We start from the raw sequence: 22,867 nt of genomic DNA, 5'->3' as shown, positions 1-22,867 counted from the left end.
TAAAAAAACACTTTCATAAAAAGCAATAAAACTAAAATAGATATTAAAATTTGAATAATACAATAATAAGAAAAAGAGAGAGATTATTCACTGAATATCAACAATTTTAACAATTCTCCGTTGAACTGTTGAAAAAGAAATTACCAACCGCTTTTCCTTTTCGCTATATTTGGGTGATTTTTTTTTAGAACTATCCTTAACAAAATCCGAATATAGAACCCAAAGAAATATTAATTGAAAGGAGAAGCACGCAATGATTCAGAACTATTCAGAAGATACCATTCAAACGCTTGACTGGAAAGAACATATCAGACGCCGACCCGGTATGTACATCGGGAAACTCGGCGATGGCTCATATGCTGACGATGGTATTTATGTGTTGCTAAAAGAGGTGATGGACAACTCCATTGATGAATTCATGATGGGGTTTGGAAAAAAAATAAATGTAACCATGCAGGATGGCTATATCTCGGTTAGGGATTTTGGCCGTGGGATACCTCTTGGAAAAGTGGTTGATGTGGTTTCAAAAATGAACACCGGTGCCAAATACGACAGTCGTGTGTTTAAAAAATCTGTGGGACTAAACGGAGTAGGGGTAAAAGCTGTTAATGCTCTGTCGGTCAATTTTAAGGTACATGCATTCAGAGATGGAGAAACAAAGTGCGTTGAGTTCAGCAGGGGAGAAATCATCAACGATTCTCCGGTAGAGCCCACCAAAGAGCCAAACGGCACTTTGCTGGAATTTAAACCGGATGACACCGTGTTTGAATCATTCACCTTTCGTGAAGAGTTCATAGAAGACCTGCTAAAAAACTACACCTTCCTGAATACCGGTCTTACCATCCATTTTAACGATAGATCCTACATATCAAAAAACGGACTGTTAGATCTTCTTGATGAGAAGATGACCGACACAGGAATATATCCAATTATCCATTTAAAGGATGAAGATCTGGAAATAGCCATTACCCATACCAGTCAGTATGGCGAGGAGTACTATACCTTTGTAAACGGACAACATACTACACAGGGAGGAACGCATTTGATTGCGTTCCGGGAAGCCTATGTTAAAACCATCAGGGAATTCTATAATAAAAACTTTGATGTGGCAGATATCCGTCAGGGTATAGTAGCAGCAGTGAGTATAAAAATTCAGGAACCTGTTTTTGAGTCGCAAACAAAAACCAAACTGGGTTCCAAAGATATGGTTCAAGGTGGGGCATCGGTGAGAAACTATATTCACGATTATTTAAAGCAAAAACTGGATAATTTCCTTCATAAAAACGGCGAAATCGCTGACATTCTCTATAAAAAGATACAGGAATCTGAAAAGGAGAGAAAAGCCATTTCCGGCATCCAGAAATTGGCACGAGAAAGAGCGAAAAAAGTCAGTCTTCACAACAAAAAACTGCGCGATTGCCGCATTCATTACAACTCCAACGCCGAACGAAAACTGGAAACATCCATTTTCATCACCGAGGGAGATTCGGCCAGCGGATCCATCACAAAATCGAGGGATGTTACTTGCCAGGCAGTATTCAGTCTGAAAGGAAAACCCCTCAACACCTATGGTCTAACCAAAAAGATTGTTTACGAAAATGAAGAGTTCAATCTTCTTCAGGCAGCGCTTAACATTGAGGAAGGACTGGAAACGCTGAGGTACAATCACGTCATCATAGCTACCGATGCCGACGTGGACGGAATGCACATCAGGTTACTGCTCATCACATTCTTTCTTCAGTTTTTCCCAGAATTGGTGAAAAACGGACATTTATACATCTTACAAACGCCACTTTTCAGGGTAAGAAACAAAAAAGAAACCCGTTATTGCTACACAGAAGAAGAGAGAATTAAGGCAATCAAAAGCCTGGGAGCAAACCCTGAAATCACAAGGTTTAAGGGATTGGGAGAGATTTCGCCCGATGAGTTTAAGCACTTTATTGGAAAAGATATGAGACTTGATCAGGTAAGGATGAAAAAAGAAGATGCAGCAAAAGAACTGCTTGACTTTTATATGGGGAAAAACACACCTGATCGCCAAAATTTTATCATCGACAATTTGATTGTCGATGAAGAGATGCTTTAGCTTATATAAATATCAGGATCTATTAAACCATATAATTAGGATGATAGAGAGAATACAGACCAGCAAAATCAAACTTCGAGAAACATAATCTACTGGTCTCTATATTTCTTAAATCTAAAATTCTTATAAGATGTTGATCAAAAAACATAACAGCCAAGATGGATAACGAAAAAGCATTCGACGAGAACGAGCCTAAAGGTCAAGACAACAGCAACCAAATACCGGAGGAAGCACCAAAAATCACTCCGCTACAAGGCATGTATAAAAGTTGGTTTCTTGATTACGCATCCTATGTGATTTTGGAGAGAGCTGTTCCGCACATCAATGATGGATTAAAGCCGGTTCAGCGTCGCATTTTACATGCCATGCGTCGTTTGGATGACGGACGTTACAATAAAGTAGCCAACATCATTGGCCACACCATGCAGTTTCACCCTCACGGCGATGCTTCCATAGGGGATGCCATGGTGCAGATAGGTCAGAAAGAGTTACTGATTGATACACAGGGAAACTGGGGCAATATTTTCACAGGGGATGGTTCTGCTGCGCCGCGTTATATCGAAGCCAGATTGACAAAATTTGCGCACGAAGTGGTTTTTAACCCAAAAACCACCGAATGGAAACCCACCTATGACGGAAGAAATAAGGAGCCAATAACCCTGCCGGTAAAATTCCCATTGCTTTTGGCACAAGGTGTTGAAGGGATTGCCGTGGGGCTGGCATCTAAAATTCTGCCGCACAACATCCAGGAACTCATCGATGCATCCATTGCACATCTCAAAAATCAACCATTTGAGTTGTATCCCGATTTCCCTACAGGCGGTATGATGGATGTTGCAAGGTATAACGACGGGATACGCGGAGGAGCAGTTAAGGTACGAGCCAAAATAGCAAAACTCGATGCCAAAACCCTTATTATTTCAGACATCCCATTTGGCAAAAACACCACAACACTCATTGAATCGATTTTAAAAGCCGTAGAAAAGGGAAAAATTAAAATCAGAAAGATAGATGATAATACGGCCGAAAATGTGGAGATACAAGTTCACCTGCATCCAGGTGCATCACCCGACAAAACAATTGATGCCCTCTATGCTTTTACCGATTGTGAGGTGTCTATTTCTCCCAATGCTTGCGTTATCAGAGATAACAAGCCGTGTTTCATCGGAGTTTCGGAAATTCTGAGATCCAATACAGACCATACCGTTCATTTGCTGACTCGTGAGTTGGAAATCAGGAAAGATGAGCTGGAAGAAGCCTGGCACATGGCTTCGTTGGAGAAAATTTTCATCGAGAACAAAATTTACCAGCGCATAGAGGAATGTACCACATACGAGGCCATTATCCAAACCATTGACCATGGTTTGGAGCCTTTTAAGCCTAAGCTTAAAAGAGAGGTCACACGCGATGATATCATTAAATTAACTGAAATTAAAATCAAACGTATATCACGTTTTGATTCGAATAAGGCTGATGAATACATTGTATCCATCGAGGAGGAACTTGAGCAGGTAGAGCACAATTTACAAAACATCATCCCCTACTCAATCGACTATTACAAGCGATTGAAAAAGCAATACGCCTCTAAATACCCTCGTAAAACTGAGCTGCGCAACTTCCAAACCATTGAGGCCACCAAAGTCGTGGTTAAAAACGAAAAGCTTTACATTAACCGTACAGATGGTTTTGTGGGAACTTCGCTCAGAAAAGATGAATACATCTGTGATTGTTCCGATATTGACGACATCATTATTTTTTATAAAGATGGTCGCTACATCATCACTAAAGTACAGGAAAAAGCTTTTGTAGGGAAAAACATCATTCACATTGCGGTATTTAAGCGAAACGACAACCGCACCATATACAACGTCGCATACCGCGACGGGAAAGGTGGAAATACATATGCCAAACGATTTGCTGTCACAGGAATCACCCGCGACAAAGAGTACAATGTGACCCGCGGCACCGAAGGTTCTGAGGTGGTTTATTTCAGTGCCAACCCCAATGGTGAGGCAGAAATTCTGAAAGTAACACTGCGACCAAGACCACGAATCCGGAATCTCATTTTCGAATTCGATATGGGAGAGCTTCTTGTAAAAGGTCGCAGCGCAATGGGTAACATCCTTACCCGTCACGATATCCATAAAATCACGCTGAAAAAGAAAGGTGAATCGACATTGGGAGGCAGAAAAATATGGTTTGAACCTGAAGTGCTTCGCCTCAACACCGACGCAAGAGGCACATATTTAGGTGAATTCCAAAATGATGACCAGATACTGGTCATTACCCGTGACGGACAGTTCTATCAAACCAATTACGATCTAAGTAATCATTACGAAGACAACATATTATATATCGAGAAATTTAAACCGGAAACTGTATGGTCAGCGGTCTATTTTGATGCAGACCAGAACTACCATTACGTTAAGCGATTCCAGACAGAGCAGGTGAGCAAACCCCAAAAATTTATTGGTGACAATGCAAAATCCTACCTGGTGAAAATGACCAAGGTGGATTATCCCCGATTGGAAATTAAGTTTGGCGGTGAAGACAAAGACAGAGAAAAGGCCATCGTGGAAGTAGCGGAATTCATCAACGTAAAAGGCTATAAGGCAAAAGGGAAAAGACTCACAACCTACCAGGTTTCAAAAATAAACGAGTTGGAGCCTCTCAACAAACCCGAAGAGCCTTTAGAGCAAGAGCAAAATGCCGATGAGAACGATGCCGCCTCCAACAAAGATGAATCGGATGGTCAAATGTCAATCTTTGATAATTAAATGATGGGGTTTAAAAGAGTATATCTGTTAGGATTCATGGGATGCGGAAAATCTACCGTGGGAAAATCCCTGGCAAAAGCAATAAAATGGGATTTTATTGATTTGGATGATTTCATTGAAAAGAAATCAGGAATTTCCATTCCTGATATTTTTGCAACGCATGGAGAGGCATATTTCAGGCAACTGGAATCTACAGCCGTTGCCGAAACCACATCCATGAAAAATGTCATAATAGCAACAGGCGGAGGTGCTCCATGTTTTCAAAAAAACATGGAGGCTATGAATCAGGCAGGGTTAACCATATACCTTCAACTCAGTGCTGAAGGTTTAAGAGACCGGCTAAAATCGGGTAAAACCAATCGTCCACTTATATCTAACAAAAGCGATAATGAGTTGCTGGAATTCATAAAAGAAAAATTAGCCGAAAGAGAACCACATTACAAATTAGCCAAGGTTACCGCAGATGCAACCGCGGTTGGCCCCCAAACCTATATAAATATTTTGAAATCATACCAGACAATAAAATAATTGCTATTTTTATGATCAAAATATCCGGTACGCATGGAGGACAAAGAGACAAATCCTATTGAATCAGGTGGTAGCACCAGAGCATCAGCGCTGGAAAAGGAAATAATTAGATTAAAATCTAACTCTAGAAGACAGTCTGCAAAATATCAAAGATTAAAAAAATGGACCATCTTTCAACTTTTCTTTTTCTTTCTGCTCTTCCTTATGTTGCTCCTATTTAACGTCATACAATGGCCGGCCGGAAGCGACTCCATTCGTCAGGAAGCTGTCGTAATCAGAGATACCATCAGAGTTACGGAATATCGTGATGAAGCACCTATACCTCACATAGAAAGCCTGATTAAAATACCTGTTCCTGAAAACGGAATACTTTTCAGTGTTCAAATTGGTGCTTTTACTTCAATAAACCTCGCAGATTTCTCATTAAACCACGTATCCCTCAACCAATATTCATTTGAAGCCATTAATCAATATACAGTTGGGCTTTTTGAGGATTTTAACAATGCAGAGAAGTTCAGACAAGAGATAGTCAGAATGGGCTTTGCCGATGCTTTTATCATAGCTACAAAGAACGGAAGACGAATAGATTTGCAGGAGGCTTTGGTATTACAGAGAGACTAAAACCACCTCAAAAGCCATGATGTAGGAATAAAAAACACTGACTGCTATAATTCCAGAAGCAATCAGTGTTTAACTTTGATTCATGTCCGATATATTCTACTTTATCAGAAACTTGTGAATACAGGAATGCTTATAAACATCTCCGGGCTTTAGAATAACCGAAGGGAAATGTGCATGATTTATTGAATCAGGGAAATGTTGGGTTTCAAGGCAAAAACCTTCATGTTTATTATAAACATTTCCATGTTTGCCCTTCTCATTTTCCATCCAGTTTGATGAATAGAACTGTATACCAGGCTGAGTTGTATGAATCTCCATTACTCTGCCACTTGCAGGATCATGCGCAACGGCAGCCAAAACCATTTCTCCTGCTCTGTTTTTTAAAATCCAGTTATGGTCATATCCACCGCCATTCTTCAATTGCAAATCTTCTTTAAACAGATCCTCCCCGATAGGCTTTGCAGTCGAAAAATCCATTGGAGTACCGGCAACTTTGAGAATTTCTCCGGTTGGAATGGAGGTATCATCAATAGGGGTAAAATAATCAGAATTAATCATTAGCTGATGATCCAAAGCCTTTCCTGAACCCTCACCACCCAGATTGAAATATGAATGGCTGGCAAAATTGACCAGAGTGGTTTTATCTGTAGATGCTTCATAATCCAACACCAGTTCATTCTCCTCTGTTAATGTGTATGTAACTTTAGCGGTAACATTACCCGGATAATTCTCTTCTCCATCCTCAGAGAAATAAGTTAATACAACTTTATTTTCCGACAAACTCTCAACATCCCATACCACTTTATTGAAGCCGGTAACTCCACCGTGTAAATGATTTGGACCATTATTAACGGCCATATTATAAACCTTGCCTTCCAACTCAAATTTTCCATTGGCAATTCTGTTGGCACAACGTCCACAAAGAACGCCCATGTATGATCCATTACCATTGATGTAATCTTCCACATTGTCAAAGCCAAGTACTATATCTGCAAATTCGCCCTTTTTATTTGGGGCATATATACTTACGATTGTTGCTCCAAAGTTGGTAATTTGAGCAACCAAACCATTCTTGTTGCGAAGTGTAAACAAACTTGTTTTCTTTCCATTTACTGTAGCTTCAAACAGTTCTTCTTTAATGATATCAAATGTTTTCATAATCACTATTTTTCTAATGCTTTTATATGTTTTTAGTCAACTGGCCAAAATTATAGCGGAATAATCGAAGTAGATCCATGGGAAAGTAGACTCATCTGCAAACACAAATGAAACTCCTCCCAGCAGTAAACGCTATCCCAATATACCGATTCTTTATGAGATTTTTGCTATAGAACCACTTTAACAGCTCCTTTTTGCCTAATAAACAATTTATGACAGGCTCCTTCCCCGAAAACAGACTCAAGCGTTGTTACATATTTATCCAACAGATTTTTCGGAACAAAAGCCTGGATGGTGCCTGCAAATCCACCGCCATGTACCCGCCATGCACCTTCGTCTTTAAGCACCATATTGCTTAAAGCCAAACCTAAGGAGACTCCCTGCTCCTCTACGTTATTCACCGGAAAGATATTCTGATTATACATATACGAACTATATCCTGAATCAACCACCATCTTAAGAAAAGAGTCAAAATCATTTTTTTCCAGGGCTGAAACCTGGTCAACCACTCTTTCATTATCACCCAGAAAATGAATGGCTCTTAAAATGGCTCTGTCGCTTATCGTATTGCGAATTTCCGGAATGGCGCCAAGCACTTTCTCCATAGATACTTTCCGAAGCACATCAGCGCCCAAGTGTTGGGCTATTGATTTCATTTCAACTGGTATGGACGCATATTCGTCATTCAAATCAGCGTGATTTCCTCCTGTATCAGTAATGACAAGGACATATCCGGTTGAAGTAAAATCAAAATTCACTTTCTTCACCAGCGGATTGGCAGGGTCTTCAAAATCGATGGTAACAAGTCCTCCTACGGAACAAGCAGTTTGATCCATTAGGCCACATGGCTTACCAAAGTATGTATTCTCAGAATACTGCCCTATGATTGCATTCTGAACAGGATCCAACTTCCCATTATTAAATAAATGGCTTATGATTGCTCCTATAAGCACTTCAAATGAAGCAGAAGAGCTTAGACCGGATCCTTTGGGAACTCCGCCGTCAATGCACGCATTGAACCCTCCAATCTCAAATCCAAGTTCTTTCATTTTCGCGCAAATACCCTTTATAAGTGATCCTGAGGTAAAGAATTCCTTCTCATTCGGCGACAAATCTGACAAATCAACCTCAAACTGTGGATATCCTTTGGAGAGTATGCGTACGATATTTGTTCCATTCGCAGCCGCAACTGCAATATTATCCAGGTTTACAGCACCGGCAAGTACACGGCCAAAGTTATGATCTGTATGATTGCCGCCTATTTCAGTTCTTCCGGGAGAACTGAACAGCATTGCTTCATTTGCTTTGAATGTAGTTTTAAACTCATTGATAAGTGAAGCGTAACGATCTGCCTGCATTTTCAATACAGCAACGTCATTGCCATATAATTCCTTAAGAAAGGGGTTTTCATCAATATTCAACTTCTCAAGAATCTTTTCAATTTTTTCCATCATAATAGAGCTTTAATAGTTGAAAATCCTGTTTTTCTGCAATGTATTTAACAAAACTTAAGTATTCGAATGAGTGACACTTCACAAAGAAAACGTTTTTTCACAACAAAACCTACTGGTAGGGTGTGGTAGGTAATTAAATCTTAAACAAATATGTTTTAAATAGTTAAGCAACAGTATTATTTGCGTTGTTTTTGGGAAACAGACACCGTTTGATTCAAGAATAAAAAAAATCCCCGTCATCGGACGGGGATTTTTAAACAATTTCTAATCAAATCACTAAAGTGATTTCTCGGTGAATTCTCCTAATTTTTGATATTTTCTGTATATCTCTTCATATTTCTGAGAACTATCTGCATCTGGATAGTAGGTTTGTTCAAAACCCTTACCCATTGCTTTTTGAGCATCTTCAACTTTTGTATATATTCCTGCCACCACCGAAGCAAACATGGCTGCTCCAAATGCACAGGTTTGTTCTGTTCTGGCAACTTTAATTGGCATATTTAAAACATCGGCAAGAGTTTGCATCACAAATGGAGATTTCTTCGCAACTCCACCCAAACCAATTATTTCTTTAATTTCAACACCTTCGCGTGCAAACCTGTCAACAATTGCCTTTGAACCGAAGGCTGTGGCTTCTACCAAAGCTCGGAAAATACGTGGTGCAGATGATCCTAGTTTTAGTCCTGCAATTGAACCGGTAACTTCCTGACTTGCATCGGGGGTACGTCGACCATTCATCCAATCAACAGCTATGATGGTGGATTCCTCAACAGGAATCTTAATTGCTTCTTCAGCAAGTTTAGGAATAATGGCGTTTACACTCTCTTCAATAAGTTTTTCGCGCGTTTCTGCATCAACAATAGAGGTTTCGGCAAGGATGTTCTCCAAAGGCCAAGCCACTACTTTTTTAAACCACGCATAAATGTCTCCGAATGCAGATTGTCCGGCTTCCAGACCAACATAACCCGGAATAACTGAACCATCAACCTGACCGCAAATACCGGCAATCAGTTTATCTCCGATCTGCTCATATGGAGCAATCATGATATCACAAGTTGAAGTTCCGATGGCGCGAGCAAGTACATTGGGGGTAACTTCTCCTCCTACAGCACCCATATGGCAGTCGAAAGCACCAACACCTACGGCAACATTAGTAGTAAGGCCTAATCTTTTTGCCCACTCATCAGTTAAATTCCCAACTTTAACATCACTGGTATAAGTTTCTCGGAATAATCTTTGACGATATCCAGCCAAAATAGGATCCAAAGCAGTTAGAAATTCTTCAGATGGTAAACCATCCCACTTCTCCAACCACATTGCTTTGTGCCCTGCCGCACATCGGCTGCGCACCACATCTTCAGGTTTTTGTTTGGCGGTTATTAAGGCAGGCATCCAATCACAGTGCTCAATCCACGAATATGCAGCCTCGCGCACAGCTTTGTCTTCGCGTAAAACATGCAAAGCCTTAGCCCAAACCCATTCTGAAGAGTAAATACCTCCTTCGTAAGCAGTATAATCTATCTCCCATTTTTTGCAAAGTTCATTTATTTCTGCAGCTTCTTTAACAGCAGTATGATCTTTCCAAAGTACAAACATAGCATTTGGATTCTCGGCAAACTGGGGCAACAATGCTAATGGGGTTCCAGATTTATCAACAAATACGGGAGTACTTCCGGTGGTATCAAATGAGATCCCGACAACGTTTTCAGCAACGTCGGATCCTGCTTTTGATAAAGAATCCTTTATAATGAATTCCATTACCTCTATGTAATCAAGAGGATGTTGTCGATACTGATCCCTGGCAGGATCACAATATTTTCCATCAACCCACCTTGGGTAATGTTTTACTGATGTGGAAATTTCGTCTCCGGAAAGTGCATCCACAATAACAGCTCTTGCTGAATCGGAACCATAGTCCAGACCAATTACATATTTCTTTGACATTTTCCTATCTTTTAATTTTTTATCGGTTACTTCTGCCCATAATAGGCATTCGCTCCATGCTTGCGTTCGAAATGTTTGGTTGTGAGGAGGGGATTCATAGACATATTTGGATTTACAGACTGTGCTACAAACGCCATTTTTGCAATCTGCTCCAAAACGACGCTGTTATGTACTGCATCATGTGCATCTTTCCCCCAAGTGAATGGTGCATGGTTTTTGACCAATACACCGGGAATGTGCATAGGATTAATCTCTGCAAATTTTTCAATGATAACAGTCCCTGTTTCCTTTTCATAGGCACCTCCTGTAACTTCCTTCTCTGTCATATCCCGCGTACAAGGGATATCACCTGCAAAATAATCGGCATGTGTAGTTCCAACAATTGGTAAATCCATCCCGGCTTGTGACCATGCAGTGGCGTAGGTTGAATGCGTATGTACAATGCCTCCGATCTCAGGAAATGCTTTATATAGTTCCAAATGCGTAGGTGTATCACTGGAGGGTCGTAAGTTTCCTTCTACAATGTTCCCCTCCAAATCCAGCACAACCATCTGATCGTCGGTCATGTTATCATATTCCACTCCACTTGGTTTTATTACCACAAGTCCGCTTTCCCTGTCGATCGCACTCACATTACCCCATGTAAAAATCACCAATCCATATTTTACAAGGTCAAGATTGGCTTTACAGACATCTTGTTTCAATTTTTCTAGCATAAGATTTGCTTTAAATAAGTTTTCAATCAACTGGTGAAAATATAAACCAACTTATAAAGTTGGTTTAAAGCTCTGTGCTTATGAAGATCGTCCCTTATAGTTACATTCAGAACTGCATGGATTGTCATTTCTGTTCAATCCATGCAGTTAAAAAATGAATGGTTTATATCAGTTTACCAGAAATAAGCATAAAGGGCAACAATGATTACCACAATACCCATGGCCATAGTAAAGAACACCTTATCGGTCTTTATGATGTCCGGATTGAAATCATATGCTTTATCATCCTGCAAAGAGCTTTTAGCATTTGTATACATAATAACAGCTAAGAAGGTCATCATGGCAGTGGTCATAAAAATTGAATTAAATCCAAGGTGCAGCATGCCCATGCCAAACAGGTTGGTTCCCCATAACATTCCGGCCACAAAAGTAATAATTGCAAGAGCTGCAAAAACATGTCCGGCGTTCATTTGCTTTTTAATGTTTTCAGGGCTCATAGGAGTTGCCTTTACCTTATGCTTGTCGGTCAACACCAAAGTAATTGACAGACCAACCAATATGATAAATACATACCCCATGCGTATCATCCAGGGCAAATCGGGTAGAGCCAACTTCATTAATATACCGGTTGGAATGGTGGCAATGGTTGTCCACAATGCAGCCCGGTTGGTCGCTCTTTTCCACAAAATCCCCATACCAAACACTGCCACTACCCCAGGATAAATAAACCCTGTATATTCCTGTATATACTGAAATGCCTGATCAAGACCACCTAATAAAGGTCGCGCAGCAACAATGGCTATAGCTAGAGCAACAAAAGCAGCAAAACGACCAACACGAACCAACTGGCGCTCGCTTGCACTCTTATTTATAAGAGTTTTATAAATATCAAGCGTGAAAATGGTGGATGTAGAGTTCAGCAAGGATGCAAGAGAAGAAATTACGGCAGCAACCAGTGCGGCAAAGGCGAGACCTCGGATACCAACAGGTGCAAAATTTCTAAGAAGCCATGGATAGGCATCATCTGAAATAGCAACCTCACCAGCCAGAAGTGTTGAATCGCCCATCTGGTTTATAAATGCCAAAGACCCGTCAGCTGTTTCTACAGACATCCCATGTATGACATATGCAGTAATACCTGGTATAATAACAATAATAGGAATTAAAATCTTCAGGTATGCCGCAAAGAGCAATCCACGTTTGGCTTCCTTTAGGTTTTTAGCAGCCAACCCTTTTTGAATAATGAATTGATTAAAACCCCAGTAGCCAATATTGGTAAGCCACATGGCACCAAATATGACTGCCAGACCCGGCAGATTCAGAAAAGAATCACGTGTACCTTCAGAATCACCAATAATCATATTGAAGTGGGTGTCTGTCTCACTTGCTCTGATCTGGTTAAGAACAACCCTGAAACCTTCGAAAGCAGATTTTCCATCGCCGGCAACCGCATCCAAAGCAAACCAGGCAGTGATAAGTCCTCCAAAGATCAGGAAGAACACCTGTACAATGTCAGTCCAGGCTACTGATTTCATTCCTCCGTATATAGAGTAGACTCCAGCAAAAATCAACAATCCCGGAACTCCATAAAGAATTGGAACCCCCAAAATCTGATTCATAGCAAGGGCTCCAAGCCATGCAACAGAGGTCAGGTTAACAAAGACATAAACCAACAACCAGAAAAAGGAGAAAAAGAAACTCACACCTGAGCCATATCGCTCTCTGGCAAACTGTGGCATGGTGAAAATCTTTTTATCCAACATTTGAGGTAACAGATATTTTGCTACCAAAATCAGAACAATCGCCGCAATCCACTCATATGCTGCCATTCCAAGTCCAATCGCATAACCAGACCCTGACATTGCAATAAAGTGTTCAGCAGAAATATTTGCAGCAATCAAAGAGGCTCCAATAGCCCACCATGATAATGTTCCTCCTGCTAAAAAATAATCCTTGGAATCCTTTTCCTCTCCCTTCTTTGTTCGTGAAATCCAAAGACCGATTCCCATAATAAGAGCAGCGTATGCTCCGAAAATCAGATAATCAATTGTTGTAAATCCCGCATTCATAAAAATCATTTTTAGAACTAAAACAGGTAAGCCGAGACCAAAAATCTGTTTGACTTACCTGCTAGCATGAAATTAAATACCTTTACTAAGATGGTAGAATAAATCATTCCACTTCAACTCTTTTTTAAAATCTGAAATGGTCGTTTTATCATCGATCAACAGAAATTCTATGCCTGCCATTTCTGCAAAATCTTCCATGCACTCTGCCGTAATAACCTGACTAAAGGATGTGTGATGTGCTCCTCCTGCCAGAATCCATGCACCTGCTCCTACTTCCAGATTTGGTTTTGGAACCCATAGCGCACTGGCAACAGGTAATTTTGGCATAGGAGCATCCAATGGCACTACTTCAACCTCATTAACAACAAGGCGGAAACGGTTACCCATATCCATAATAGAGGCATTGATTGCACTGCCTGGACGAACAGTAAACGTTGAACGCACCGGGTCTGCTTTTCCACCAATTCCCAATTCATGAATTTCAACTTTTGGCTTGTTTTCCGCAATAGACTCACAAACCTCAAGCATATGCGCACCCAATACTTTTGCTCCGGATGGATTAAAGTCATATGTGTAATCTTCCATAAACGAAGTTCCGCCTTCCAATCCTGTGGCCATAACTTTCATTGCTCTTACAAGAGCTGCAGTTTTCCAATCGCCTTCTGCACCGAAGCCGTATCCATCAGCCATCAAACGCTGCACAGCAAACCCCGGTAGCTGCTCCAAACCATTCAAATCTTCAAATGTATCGGCAAAAGCTTTAAAACCTCCCTTTTCAAGGAAAGTACGCAATCCGATTTCAATTTTGGCAGATTCACGTAATGAATCATGTTTCGCTCCTCCTTTTCGAAGTTCTGGCACAACATCGTAATTTGCTTCAATCTCCTCTGCTAATTTGGTTATATCAGACTCAGAAACAGCATTAACTTCCTTTACAAGATCACCAATTCCATATCCATGAACTGTGAAACCCAGACGGATTTGCGCTTCAACTTTATCACCTTCTGTTACCGCAACATTTCTCATGTTGTCTCCAAATCGGGCGACTTTTAAATTCCGTAGCTCGTTCCAGCCTGCTGCTGCACGAGTCCAGGTTCCTATTCTTTTTTGAACGCCCTCTTCTGACCAATGGCCAACTACAACTTTACGCTGAATTCGCAGACGGCTACCTATAAAACCAAACTCTCTGTCACCATGGGCTGCCTGATTCAAATTCATGAAATCCATATCGATTTCTGACCAGGGTAGATCTTGATTATACTGAGTATGAAGGTGTAAAAAAGGCTTCTGTAGGGACATCAAGCCTGATATCCACATTTTCGCAGGCGAAAATGTGTGCATCCATGTAATGAGTCCTAAGCAGTTCTTTGCATTGTTAGCTTCTATACACACATTAAGAATTTCTTCCGCAGTTTTAACAACCGGTTTATATACAATTTTAACCGGTATATGCGCTGATTCATTTAAAGCTGCTGCAATGGCAGTAGAATTTGAAGCAACCTGTTCAAGGGTTTTTGGCCCGTATAAATGTTGACTTCCTGTTACAAACCAAACCTCAAGATGTTTAAGCATAATTTCTTCTATTTAATTTGTTATAATATAATTATCTGTTTTTTTAACAAGGTGAATCAAATTTAATCTAAACATTAAACCCTGCCAAAAAATGTTTTACATACTGGTTATAAGTCACCCCGATTCTTGTTGGTCATCCTCATGCCATACATCTCTTATAATGTGATCATTACTCCAGATTATAAGATCTCTGAAATATTACAAACAGATCTTCTTCAGACATGAAATGTACACATTGAAATAATTCTATAAAAGTAATTGCTACTTTTTTGAAAAACAAGAAAAAATTAAGAAATCATTCAAAATATTTTGATTGTTTAAATATAGTAACTATTACAATTATAGCAATTCAGAGATTAAACTTAAATCTGATATGTCTGAATAAATAATAATAGAGGCAATTTTAACTGCGTTTGACAATTGAGGAGTGAATCTTTCATTTTTTTGCAGAAGGAACATAATCATTAATCCATTGCCAATCAAACCGCTTATGAGTCAAAATTTAAATACATTACCTGGTGGTTCTATATGATAAGCAAAGTATAAACTGTCTCTCATTCTAGCCCAAACCCGTGATGGATTTAGGCAAACGTACAGTCGATCACTATTTACGGACCCTCTTCAACCCTACTGAGTATTCTGTCTTAATCCATCTGTTAACTTTTTAACCACTTTATAGTTATAGAAGAATTCACGCCCAACCACACGAACGATCGTATAAACGGGGATGGCCAAAAACATTCCCAGAATACCTGAAAGGTAGCCAGCCATCATAATTACAATAAAAATCTCCAACGGATGTGCCTTTACACTATTCGAGAAAATTACCGGCTGAAACACCATATTATCGGTTAATTGAACCAGAGAATAAATTAAGGCTATCCATCCCATCAAAGCGAGAAGAGATAATGGTAAAGGGATTTGAAGGTAAATAATTATTCCCGTAACAATTCCAAAGAAGGCTCCAATTAACGGCCCAACATATGGAATTACATTCAAAAGCCCACTGACCAGACCAATAGTCAATGCATGATTAAAATTAAAACCAAGCAACAAAAAGCCTGACGTAACCAGAAAGCAAATTAAAAACACCTGGATAAGGACTCCCAGAAAGTATCTACGAAGCAGGTATCGTACAGAATCTAACACATGCCGCAAACCCGCTTCATATTCATCAGGAATAACCAGCATCAGCAATCTCAAAAGCAGACCTTCCTCTTTAAGAAAGAAAAATGTGATAAAAGTAATTGCGAAAGCAGCCACAAATAGTCCTCCAAAAAAACTGACAACTCCGGAAACAGTCTCCCTAATACGATTCATGTCCAACAGAGCTGCTGCAGCTTCCCTTAATTGATCTTCCAACGCAACGACGATGGTAGCATTTGATTCACGATAGGGTTGTAATGCCTCATAAAGCATTTGGGTAACCCTATCAAATACCTGAGTTATGTCTACATTAGATAAGTATTGAAGTTCACTTCCGATCAATGGAATTGTGAAACGGAAAAATGTAATAATCAAAATCCAAATGACCAGTACAGTCAGCAGAGCAGCCAAACCATTACTCAAATGTTTTCTGCCAATATGGATGCGTTTAAATTGATCAAACAAAGGTCGAGCAATTAATGAAAACACAGCTGAGATCAAGATGAAGAAAAAGACGGATCGAAAATACCAGACCAAAAAGCCTCCGGCGATTAAAATTGCTACCAGCGCAAGGTATTTCACAACATCTTTCATGTGTCTAAAATTAGTTTTTAAAGAACCACATGGAACTCGTCCCGATACCTCGGGACTCGTTTCATCTGTTTAATCTTTGCTCTTTATATGTTCCCGAACCATCGGGAGAAATCGTCCCGATGCTTTTGGGACTCGATTCCTTGAACTAAACATGCTTATATTTTCGCTCAGGGAATTGTCATATTTAAAGCACAGGTCACAACATTCATCGAAAAAATGATTCCCCGTGCCGCCAAATTTTGATAATTCCCTCATAAAGAATGCTCATTGCTTTTGGCAATAACAAACATCATCCGGGTCAACTAAACTGTTTCAAAACACCTACAATGATGATGCGCTCATAGGCTATTGTAGAACAAGTTCCTTGATTTCAAATATAATGACTTTTTATGATTTCCAATCCCAACGCCTTATAGTATTACTATTCTTAAAAGCAATCAGACTCTCCAAATAAATAAAAATTAAGAATCTGCATATTCTATATAGCGCATCTACTGGCTTTCATCAACAGAGATCAAACTATATTTGAAAAAACAGCAGGCATAAGATTCTTGATTATAATATAATACCATATGCAAATCTTATTTACCATAATTTCTGTCTTTCTCAAACTTGTATTTTTCGTCTAAAACATCCCAATCGTCAAGATTACGCAAAAAATAAAATTCTTTTTGACTTATATTACTACCTTATGTGACTAATACTAAATTTACATATTTCGAACTTTTTATAATACTCTATGCTTTAATAAACATAACGTCTTCTTTTCTAATCAACTAAATATTGCATTTTATCAAAATAGATTACTTTAAACAACAATTACAGACAAACTCTATCTACCTGTTTTTGTGTACTATAGCAGAAATAAAAGCCAAATTCATCTCAATCCTAGTTGAACACAAGGTCAAAAAAATTTGATATTCTGACAATTACTTTTGATATTCGTCCTCTGTAAACACACATCACACACACCTAAACATAAGCATCAACAACATGAAAGGAGCAATTATTGGAGACATCATTGGATCTGCATTCAAAAATTCTGACTTGCCTGATACAGATTTTCAACTGTTCAGACCAACATCAGAATTTACGGATGACACGATCTTAACACTTGCCACTGCCGATTCGGTATTGCATGGAATTGATTATAAACAGTCGATAGTTAACTGGGTGCTGAAGCATCCCAATGCAGGCTATCGCAAGGACTTCCTGGATTGGGTAAAATCAGATCAGGGCAATCCTTATATAAGTAAAGGGGATGGCGCTGCCAGAAGAATTAGTCCAATCGGATTTCTGGCGCAAAGCATGGAAGAAGCTCTCCACGAAGCTGAAAAATCAACCATTGTAACCCATAACGTGCCAGAAAGAATTGCGGCAGCTCAAGCCACGGCTGTGTCTGTTTACATGGCATTTAACGGGGCCACCCGCAAAGACATTAAATCTTATGTATCAGCTCATTTCGAATACGATCTTAACTTGAAAACCTCTTACTGGAAAGAACATATTAGAAGTGGACAACCCTTAATAACGCCTGTTCCCCCGGCACTATCAGCTTTTTTTGAAGCTTCTGATTTTGAGGAGGCAGTAAGGCTGGCAATCTACATAGGTGGTCCGGCCAATACCATTGCTTCTATTACCGGAGCTCTGGCTCAGGCTTATTTCAAACACATTCCAAAGGCTTTTATAAAGAGAGCACTCACCAGACTTACAGCTGATATGGAAAATCTGATTGATAAGTTCGACCAATCTTGCAGAATTGAAGAAAAGATATCTGTAAGCTAAACTTAATATAGCAGCCAATACAAAAAGAGCAGTCATATCGAATGACTGCTCTTATTTTTATGCGCTACAATATTATTTCAGAGCCAGTTCCAGAACGTTCATGATGTTTTCAACATAATGAAATGTTAACCCTTCAACATAGATGTTCTTAATTTCATTTACATCTTTCTGGTTGTCTTTCGATAGAATGATCTCCAGAATGCCTGCCCTTTTGGCTGCAAGTATTTTCTCCTTGATACCCCCAACAGGAAGAACCTTTCCTCTAAGAGTAATTTCTCCAGTCATAGCAACCCGAGGTTTTACCGGACGTCCAGTAAAAATGGAAGCCATTGAGGTAACCATCGTAACACCAGCTGAAGGGCCATCTTTTGGGATGGCTCCCTCGGGAACATGAACGTGAATGTTGTTCTGCTCTGCAATGACGGGATCAATATTCAATTCCTCAGCATGCGATTTAATATATTCCAGAGCCAATACTGCAGACTCCTTCATCACATCACCCAAATTTCCGGTAAGAGTCAGATTCCCCTTACCTTTGCTCAGGCTACTTTCAACAAACAAGATATCGCCTCCACTTGCTGTCCATGCCAAACCTGTTACTACCCCGGGGGGCACATCCTTCTCCCAGCTGTCTCTGGAATATTTTTCCACACCAAGATACTCTCTCAAATCGGCCATGGTCAGACTTTTCTTCACCTCCTCATCCGAAGCAATTTTAAGTGCAATTTTTCTGAAAAGCTGGGCCAATACCTTGTCGAGCTGACGAACTCCCGACTCCCGGGTATAATTCTCGATCAAATAGGTTAGAACTTTTTTATTTAGTGATACCATGCTTTTGGGAACACCATGATTGGCCAACTGCTTGGGGATTAAGTGCTGTCTGGCAATTTCAACTTTCTCTTCAACGATATACCCAGTAACGTTTATTAATTCCATCCGATCCAGCAATGGAGCCGAAATGGAATTCAAAGTATTGGCCGTTGCAATGAACATGACTTTAGACAAATCGTAATCCACATCCAGAAAATTATCATGAAAATTGCTGTTTTGCTCGGGATCCAAAACCTCCAGCAATGCCGAAGCCGGATCTCCATGATAACTACTGCTTATTTTATCAATCTCATCAAGAATAAAAACAGGGTTGGATGAACCTGCTTTTTTAATATTCTGAATGATTCGTCCGGGCATGGCTCCTATATAAGTTTTGCGGTGTCCCCGAACCTCTGACTCATCATGTAATCCACCAAGCGACATCCTGACATATTGTCGGCCAAGCGCCTCTGCAACGGATTTTCCCAAGGATGTTTTACCCACTCCGGGAGGGCCATACAGACAAAGGATGGGCGATTTTAAATCACCCTTTAACTTAAGCACAGCCAGATGTTCAAGAATCCGTTCCTTTACCTTATCGAGACCAAAATGATCACGATCAAGAATTCGTTGAGCCTTCTTCAAGTCAAAAACATCTTTGGTGTATTGCTCCCAGGGCAAGTCGATCATGGTTTGCAAATAATTATGCTGTACCGAATACTCACCCGAAGCAGGATTCAATCTACGCAGTTTATCCAACTCCTTTTTAAAAACATCTGCAACCTCCTTTGACCACTTTTTCTTTTTCGAAGCCGCTTCCAGCTCTTTAGCAGCTTGCTCAATAGGGCTGGCACCCAGTTCATTCTGAATGGTTTTCATTTGTTGCTGCAACAAATACTCCCTCTGCTGCTGATCGATGTCAATCTTAACCTTAGACTGTATGTCATTTTTGATCTCAACCAACTGAACTTCACGAACCAGATGCTCTACCAACAAAAGCCCCCGCTTTTTCAGGTCGTTGGTTTCCAAAACACGTTGCTTTTCTGAAATCTTAATTTCACTGTTCGCACCTATGTAGTTAATCAAAAATGCAGGACTATCAATGTTTTTCAAGGCAAAAGATGCCTCCGGGGGAATATTGGAAGAGCCTTTGATTATTCGCATGGATAGATCTTTCAAAGATCCTACTATTGCCTCAAACTCACGCTTCTCGTCTCCCTCAGGTTTTACTTCATCAAGTAAAGAGACTTTTCCGGTAAAATAAGGCGTATCCGAAACTATCTCATGCCACTGAAAACGCTTTCTGCCTTGAATGATAACAGAAGTGGATCCATCGGGTAGTTCCAGAATTTTCAAAACACGGGCAATGGTTCCTACTCTGTAAAGATCCTCTGGTACCGGGTCTTCAGTTTTATGATCCTTTTGACAAACTGCACCCAACACTCCTTTAGACTTTTGAACGTCTCTTACCAGCTGCAATGATTTCTCCCTTCCGATGGATATGGGAAATATCACCCCCGGAAAAAGCACTGTATTTCGTAATGGAAGTATGGGAATTACATCAGGAACCTTCTCTTCATCCATCAATTGTTGGTAATCGTCATCTTCAACAATGGGGATAAACTCTGCCTCCGACTCCAAAAAATCGCTTAATTGAAAATTAAATGATGCCTTATTGGTTTTATTCATAATATTGAAACCTCTCTCGAACTGACAAAATGTCTTAAGTCGCTTTGAATTATATAATGTTCCTTATATGACAATAGCCATGCCAAATAAAAGGATAATATTGCTGAATGATTGCTATAAGATCCGTTTAACTCAAAAAAAAAGCTTCGGTACGACCGAAGCTTTTTGGTTTCTTTTCTCCTAAAAAAGAATTATTTCTTTTTATTGTCGAAATGTTTTTGATATCTGTTTCTAAACTTATCAACACGTCCTGCGGTGTCAACCAGCTTCATCTTACCAGTATAGAACGGGTGAGAGGAACTTGAAATTTCTAGTTTGATTACCGGATATTCAACTCCATCGACCTCTTCTGTGTCACGAGTATTAGCGGTTGAGCGGGTAAGAAATACGTCTCCATTGGACATATCTTTGAAAGCAACCATACGATAATTATCCGGATGAATTTCCTTTTTCATTGTCTTTTAATTTGTGTTTTATTCGTCTCCGGGCACCTTGATGTTCAGTGATTAAAGATGTTTCGGAAACTTTAACGGTTTTACAATCACTCTTTTAATTCTTAAACGGGTTGCAAAGGTATATAATAACCAATTAATCACCAAGTTTTTCTTGAAAATTGATCTTCATATTTTTGATTTATGATGATGGAAACCATAATATATGCATATATTGGGTTTAGGAATCAAGACGGCTTTTGGTATCGACGGGTATTTTACCTGCTCTTTGCTCTTCCCTTTTTTCAGGATCAAATATAAATCTGTAAGTGATGTGCTTTTTGCCAAAATCCGCATCCATGGCATTAAGCAGCGCTTGCATTTTTGGATTGAAATCTCCAACCCACGATATCTCCATCTCTTTCAGGTAAGTCTTTTTTGCCACAACGTCCCGCAAATGCCAAAAAATACCGGACTCTATTCCCATGCGTTGATATTTCGTTTTGACACCTAAAACGACTACCCGACCTCTGTCCATTTTATTCATCCATTTATAGAAAACAAAACGTATTTTGTTCCATAAACTAAACTTTCCGTTGAAGTATTTAAGAATCTGATTGACATCTGGAAAAATAACAATCAACCCGATGGGTTGATCGTTATGGTAGGCATACCATATCAACTCCTCATCCAGAAATGGTTTTGCTTCACGCAGGGATTTACGCAGTGTTTCGGGATTCATCGGTGTAAAATTTTCATGAAAACGCCAGGCATCATCATAAATCTCTACAAAATCATGAATGAATTTTTCAGATTCTTTCCAGGTAAAATGCTTATAGGAATATTCTTTCCGTTTTACAACCCGCGAAGCAATGTTCCAAAATCTTTCGGGGAAAGGTTTTAATACATCCAAGTGATGGGTTACCTGTTCAAAATAGTTATCAAACCCATAGTTCTCATAGAAGTCGCGATAATATGGCAGATTATATTGCATTCCAAATGCAGGAGGCGTAAATCCTTCCACCAATAAACCCCAAAAGTTATCATTTTCCCCAAAATTAATAGGGCCGTCCATAGCTTCCATCCCTCGTTCCAAGAGCCAATCGCGCGCAGCGTCAAAGAGTTTAAAAGCCGCTTCGCGGTTGTTGATGCATTCAAAAAAACCCATCCCGCCGGTGGGTTGTGAGTAACCAAAAGCTTTGTCCCGGTTTATGAAAGCTGCAACCCGACCAATAGGAGCATCCTTATCATCCAACAGGAGAAATCTCGCGGCTTCCCCATGTGAATAAAAATTGTTACGCGCAGGATCGAAAATTTCTTCGATTAGGTTGTCCAAAGGACGAATGTAGTTGGGATCATTCTTATAAATAACCTGAACCATGTCTAAAAACATGGTACGGGTTTGTTTATCACCAACAGGAATAATTCTCATTTTGCAACTTAGTCTTTGTATGATTTAACTCCGTTCTTTATAGATCTCTTTTTCG

Annotated in this window: 15 protein-coding genes; 5 read left to right on the top strand and 10 right to left on the bottom strand. The window is 39.8% G+C overall.

The window, feature by feature from the left end:
- Positions 1 to 253 precede the first annotated feature (253 nt).
- The 4 genes from B5X70_RS00745 to B5X70_RS00730 all read left to right on the top strand — a co-directional run bounded on the left by B5X70_RS00745 (position 254) and on the right by B5X70_RS00730 (position 6,012).
- A complete protein-coding gene (locus B5X70_RS00745) occupies positions 254 to 2,086 on the top strand; it encodes a DNA topoisomerase IV subunit B (RefSeq protein WP_079555943.1) in 1,833 nt (610 codons plus the stop codon).
- Between the two features lie 158 nt (positions 2,087 to 2,244).
- Positions 2,245 to 4,863: a DNA gyrase/topoisomerase IV subunit A gene (locus B5X70_RS00740; RefSeq protein WP_079555942.1), complete on the top strand. Its 2,619-nt coding sequence runs from the start codon at positions 2,245 to 2,247 to the stop codon at positions 4,861 to 4,863.
- Complete coding sequence (locus tag B5X70_RS00735; RefSeq protein WP_232468417.1) at positions 4,864 to 5,391, top strand: shikimate kinase; 528 nt, start codon at positions 4,864 to 4,866, stop codon at positions 5,389 to 5,391.
- Positions 5,392 to 5,424: 33 nt separating this feature from the next.
- Positions 5,425 to 6,012, top strand: a complete 588-nt coding sequence (locus B5X70_RS00730) for a hypothetical protein (RefSeq protein WP_079555941.1) — start codon at positions 5,425 to 5,427, stop codon at positions 6,010 to 6,012.
- A gap of 96 nt (positions 6,013 to 6,108) precedes the next feature.
- Here the strand turns inward: B5X70_RS00730 and B5X70_RS00725 are convergent, their stop codons facing one another.
- The 7 genes from B5X70_RS00725 to B5X70_RS00695 form a co-directional block, all read right to left on the bottom strand.
- Entirely contained in the window at positions 6,109 to 7,170 is a 1,062-nt protein-coding gene (locus tag B5X70_RS00725; RefSeq protein ID WP_079555940.1) for an aldose epimerase family protein, read from the bottom strand.
- A gap of 167 nt (positions 7,171 to 7,337) precedes the next feature.
- Positions 7,338 to 8,624 carry a galactokinase gene (locus B5X70_RS00720; RefSeq protein ID WP_232468418.1) on the bottom strand — a complete coding sequence of 429 codons (1,287 nt, stop codon included), beginning with the start codon at positions 8,622 to 8,624 and terminating at the stop codon, positions 7,338 to 7,340.
- 276 nt (positions 8,625 to 8,900) lie between these two features.
- Positions 8,901 to 10,568, bottom strand: coding sequence for a ribulokinase (locus B5X70_RS00715; protein WP_079555939.1), 1,668 nt, complete (start codon positions 10,566 to 10,568; stop codon positions 8,901 to 8,903).
- Positions 10,569 to 10,594: 26 nt separating this feature from the next.
- Positions 10,595 to 11,284 carry an L-ribulose-5-phosphate 4-epimerase gene (locus tag B5X70_RS00710; protein WP_079555938.1) on the bottom strand — a complete coding sequence of 230 codons (690 nt, stop codon included), beginning with the start codon at positions 11,282 to 11,284 and terminating at the stop codon, positions 10,595 to 10,597.
- A gap of 173 nt (positions 11,285 to 11,457) precedes the next feature.
- The gene (locus B5X70_RS00705; RefSeq protein ID WP_079555937.1) at positions 11,458 to 13,353 is read right to left on the bottom strand and encodes a sodium:solute symporter family transporter; all 1,896 of its coding nucleotides are present in this window, start codon (positions 13,351 to 13,353) and stop codon (positions 11,458 to 11,460) included.
- A gap of 72 nt (positions 13,354 to 13,425) precedes the next feature.
- On the bottom strand, positions 13,426 to 14,925 hold the full coding sequence (gene araA / locus B5X70_RS00700) for an L-arabinose isomerase (protein WP_079555936.1): 1,500 nt from the start codon (positions 14,923 to 14,925) through the stop codon (positions 13,426 to 13,428).
- Positions 14,926 to 15,552: 627 nt separating this feature from the next.
- Positions 15,553 to 16,665: an AI-2E family transporter gene (locus tag B5X70_RS00695; RefSeq protein WP_079555935.1), complete on the bottom strand. Its 1,113-nt coding sequence runs from the start codon at positions 16,663 to 16,665 to the stop codon at positions 15,553 to 15,555.
- 993 nt (positions 16,666 to 17,658) lie between these two features.
- Here B5X70_RS00695 and B5X70_RS00690 point away from each other — a divergent pair.
- Complete coding sequence (locus B5X70_RS00690) at positions 17,659 to 18,450, top strand: ADP-ribosylglycohydrolase family protein (protein ID WP_079555934.1); 792 nt, start codon at positions 17,659 to 17,661, stop codon at positions 18,448 to 18,450.
- A gap of 72 nt (positions 18,451 to 18,522) precedes the next feature.
- Here the strand turns inward: B5X70_RS00690 and lon are convergent, their stop codons facing one another.
- From lon to B5X70_RS00675, 3 genes are all read right to left on the bottom strand, one after another.
- Positions 18,523 to 20,949, bottom strand: coding sequence for an endopeptidase La (gene lon, locus B5X70_RS00685; RefSeq protein ID WP_079555933.1), 2,427 nt, complete (start codon positions 20,947 to 20,949; stop codon positions 18,523 to 18,525).
- A gap of 191 nt (positions 20,950 to 21,140) precedes the next feature.
- A complete protein-coding gene (locus B5X70_RS00680; RefSeq protein ID WP_079555932.1) occupies positions 21,141 to 21,404 on the bottom strand; it encodes a type B 50S ribosomal protein L31 in 264 nt (87 codons plus the stop codon).
- A 217-nt stretch (positions 21,405 to 21,621) separates the two neighbouring features.
- Complete coding sequence (locus tag B5X70_RS00675; protein WP_079555931.1) at positions 21,622 to 22,812, bottom strand: N-acetyltransferase; 1,191 nt, start codon at positions 22,810 to 22,812, stop codon at positions 21,622 to 21,624.
- Between the last annotated feature and the right edge of the window lie 55 nt (positions 22,813 to 22,867).

The sequence above is a fragment of the Alkalitalea saponilacus genome, assembly GCF_900168165.1.
In the GTDB taxonomy this organism is placed as follows: Bacteria; Bacteroidota; Bacteroidia; order Bacteroidales; family Marinilabiliaceae; genus Natronoflexus; species Natronoflexus saponilacus.
This window is presented reverse-complemented; position numbering and strand designations above follow the sequence as displayed.

What these genes read in the sequence shown, in the direction of transcription:
- B5X70_RS00690 (WP_079555934.1), top strand. Translation starts at nt 17,659, where the DNA reads ATGAAAGGAGCAATTATTGGAGACATCATTGGATCTGCATTCAAAAAT.
- B5X70_RS00725 (WP_079555940.1), bottom strand. Translation starts at nt 7,170, where the DNA reads ATGAAAACATTTGATATCATTAAAGAAGAACTGTTTGAAGCTACAGTA.
- B5X70_RS00735 (WP_232468417.1), top strand. Translation starts at nt 4,864, where the DNA reads ATGATGGGGTTTAAAAGAGTATATCTGTTAGGATTCATGGGATGCGGA.
- B5X70_RS00705 (WP_079555937.1), bottom strand. Translation starts at nt 13,353, where the DNA reads ATGAATGCGGGATTTACAACAATTGATTATCTGATTTTCGGAGCATAC.
- B5X70_RS00715 (WP_079555939.1), bottom strand. Translation starts at nt 10,568, where the DNA reads ATGTCAAAGAAATATGTAATTGGTCTGGACTATGGTTCCGATTCAGCA.
- B5X70_RS00680 (WP_079555932.1), bottom strand. Translation starts at nt 21,404, where the DNA reads ATGAAAAAGGAAATTCATCCGGATAATTATCGTATGGTTGCTTTCAAA.
- B5X70_RS00740 (WP_079555942.1), top strand. Translation starts at nt 2,245, where the DNA reads ATGGATAACGAAAAAGCATTCGACGAGAACGAGCCTAAAGGTCAAGAC.
- B5X70_RS00675 (WP_079555931.1), bottom strand. Translation starts at nt 22,812, where the DNA reads ATGAGAATTATTCCTGTTGGTGATAAACAAACCCGTACCATGTTTTTA.
- araA (WP_079555936.1), bottom strand. Translation starts at nt 14,925, where the DNA reads ATGCTTAAACATCTTGAGGTTTGGTTTGTAACAGGAAGTCAACATTTA.
- lon (WP_079555933.1), bottom strand. Translation starts at nt 20,949, where the DNA reads ATGAATAAAACCAATAAGGCATCATTTAATTTTCAATTAAGCGATTTT.
- B5X70_RS00730 (WP_079555941.1), top strand. Translation starts at nt 5,425, where the DNA reads ATGGAGGACAAAGAGACAAATCCTATTGAATCAGGTGGTAGCACCAGA.
- B5X70_RS00710 (WP_079555938.1), bottom strand. Translation starts at nt 11,284, where the DNA reads ATGCTAGAAAAATTGAAACAAGATGTCTGTAAAGCCAATCTTGACCTT.
- B5X70_RS00720 (WP_232468418.1), bottom strand. Translation starts at nt 8,624, where the DNA reads ATGATGGAAAAAATTGAAAAGATTCTTGAGAAGTTGAATATTGATGAA.
- B5X70_RS00745 (WP_079555943.1), top strand. Translation starts at nt 254, where the DNA reads ATGATTCAGAACTATTCAGAAGATACCATTCAAACGCTTGACTGGAAA.
- B5X70_RS00695 (WP_079555935.1), bottom strand. Translation starts at nt 16,665, where the DNA reads ATGAAAGATGTTGTGAAATACCTTGCGCTGGTAGCAATTTTAATCGCC.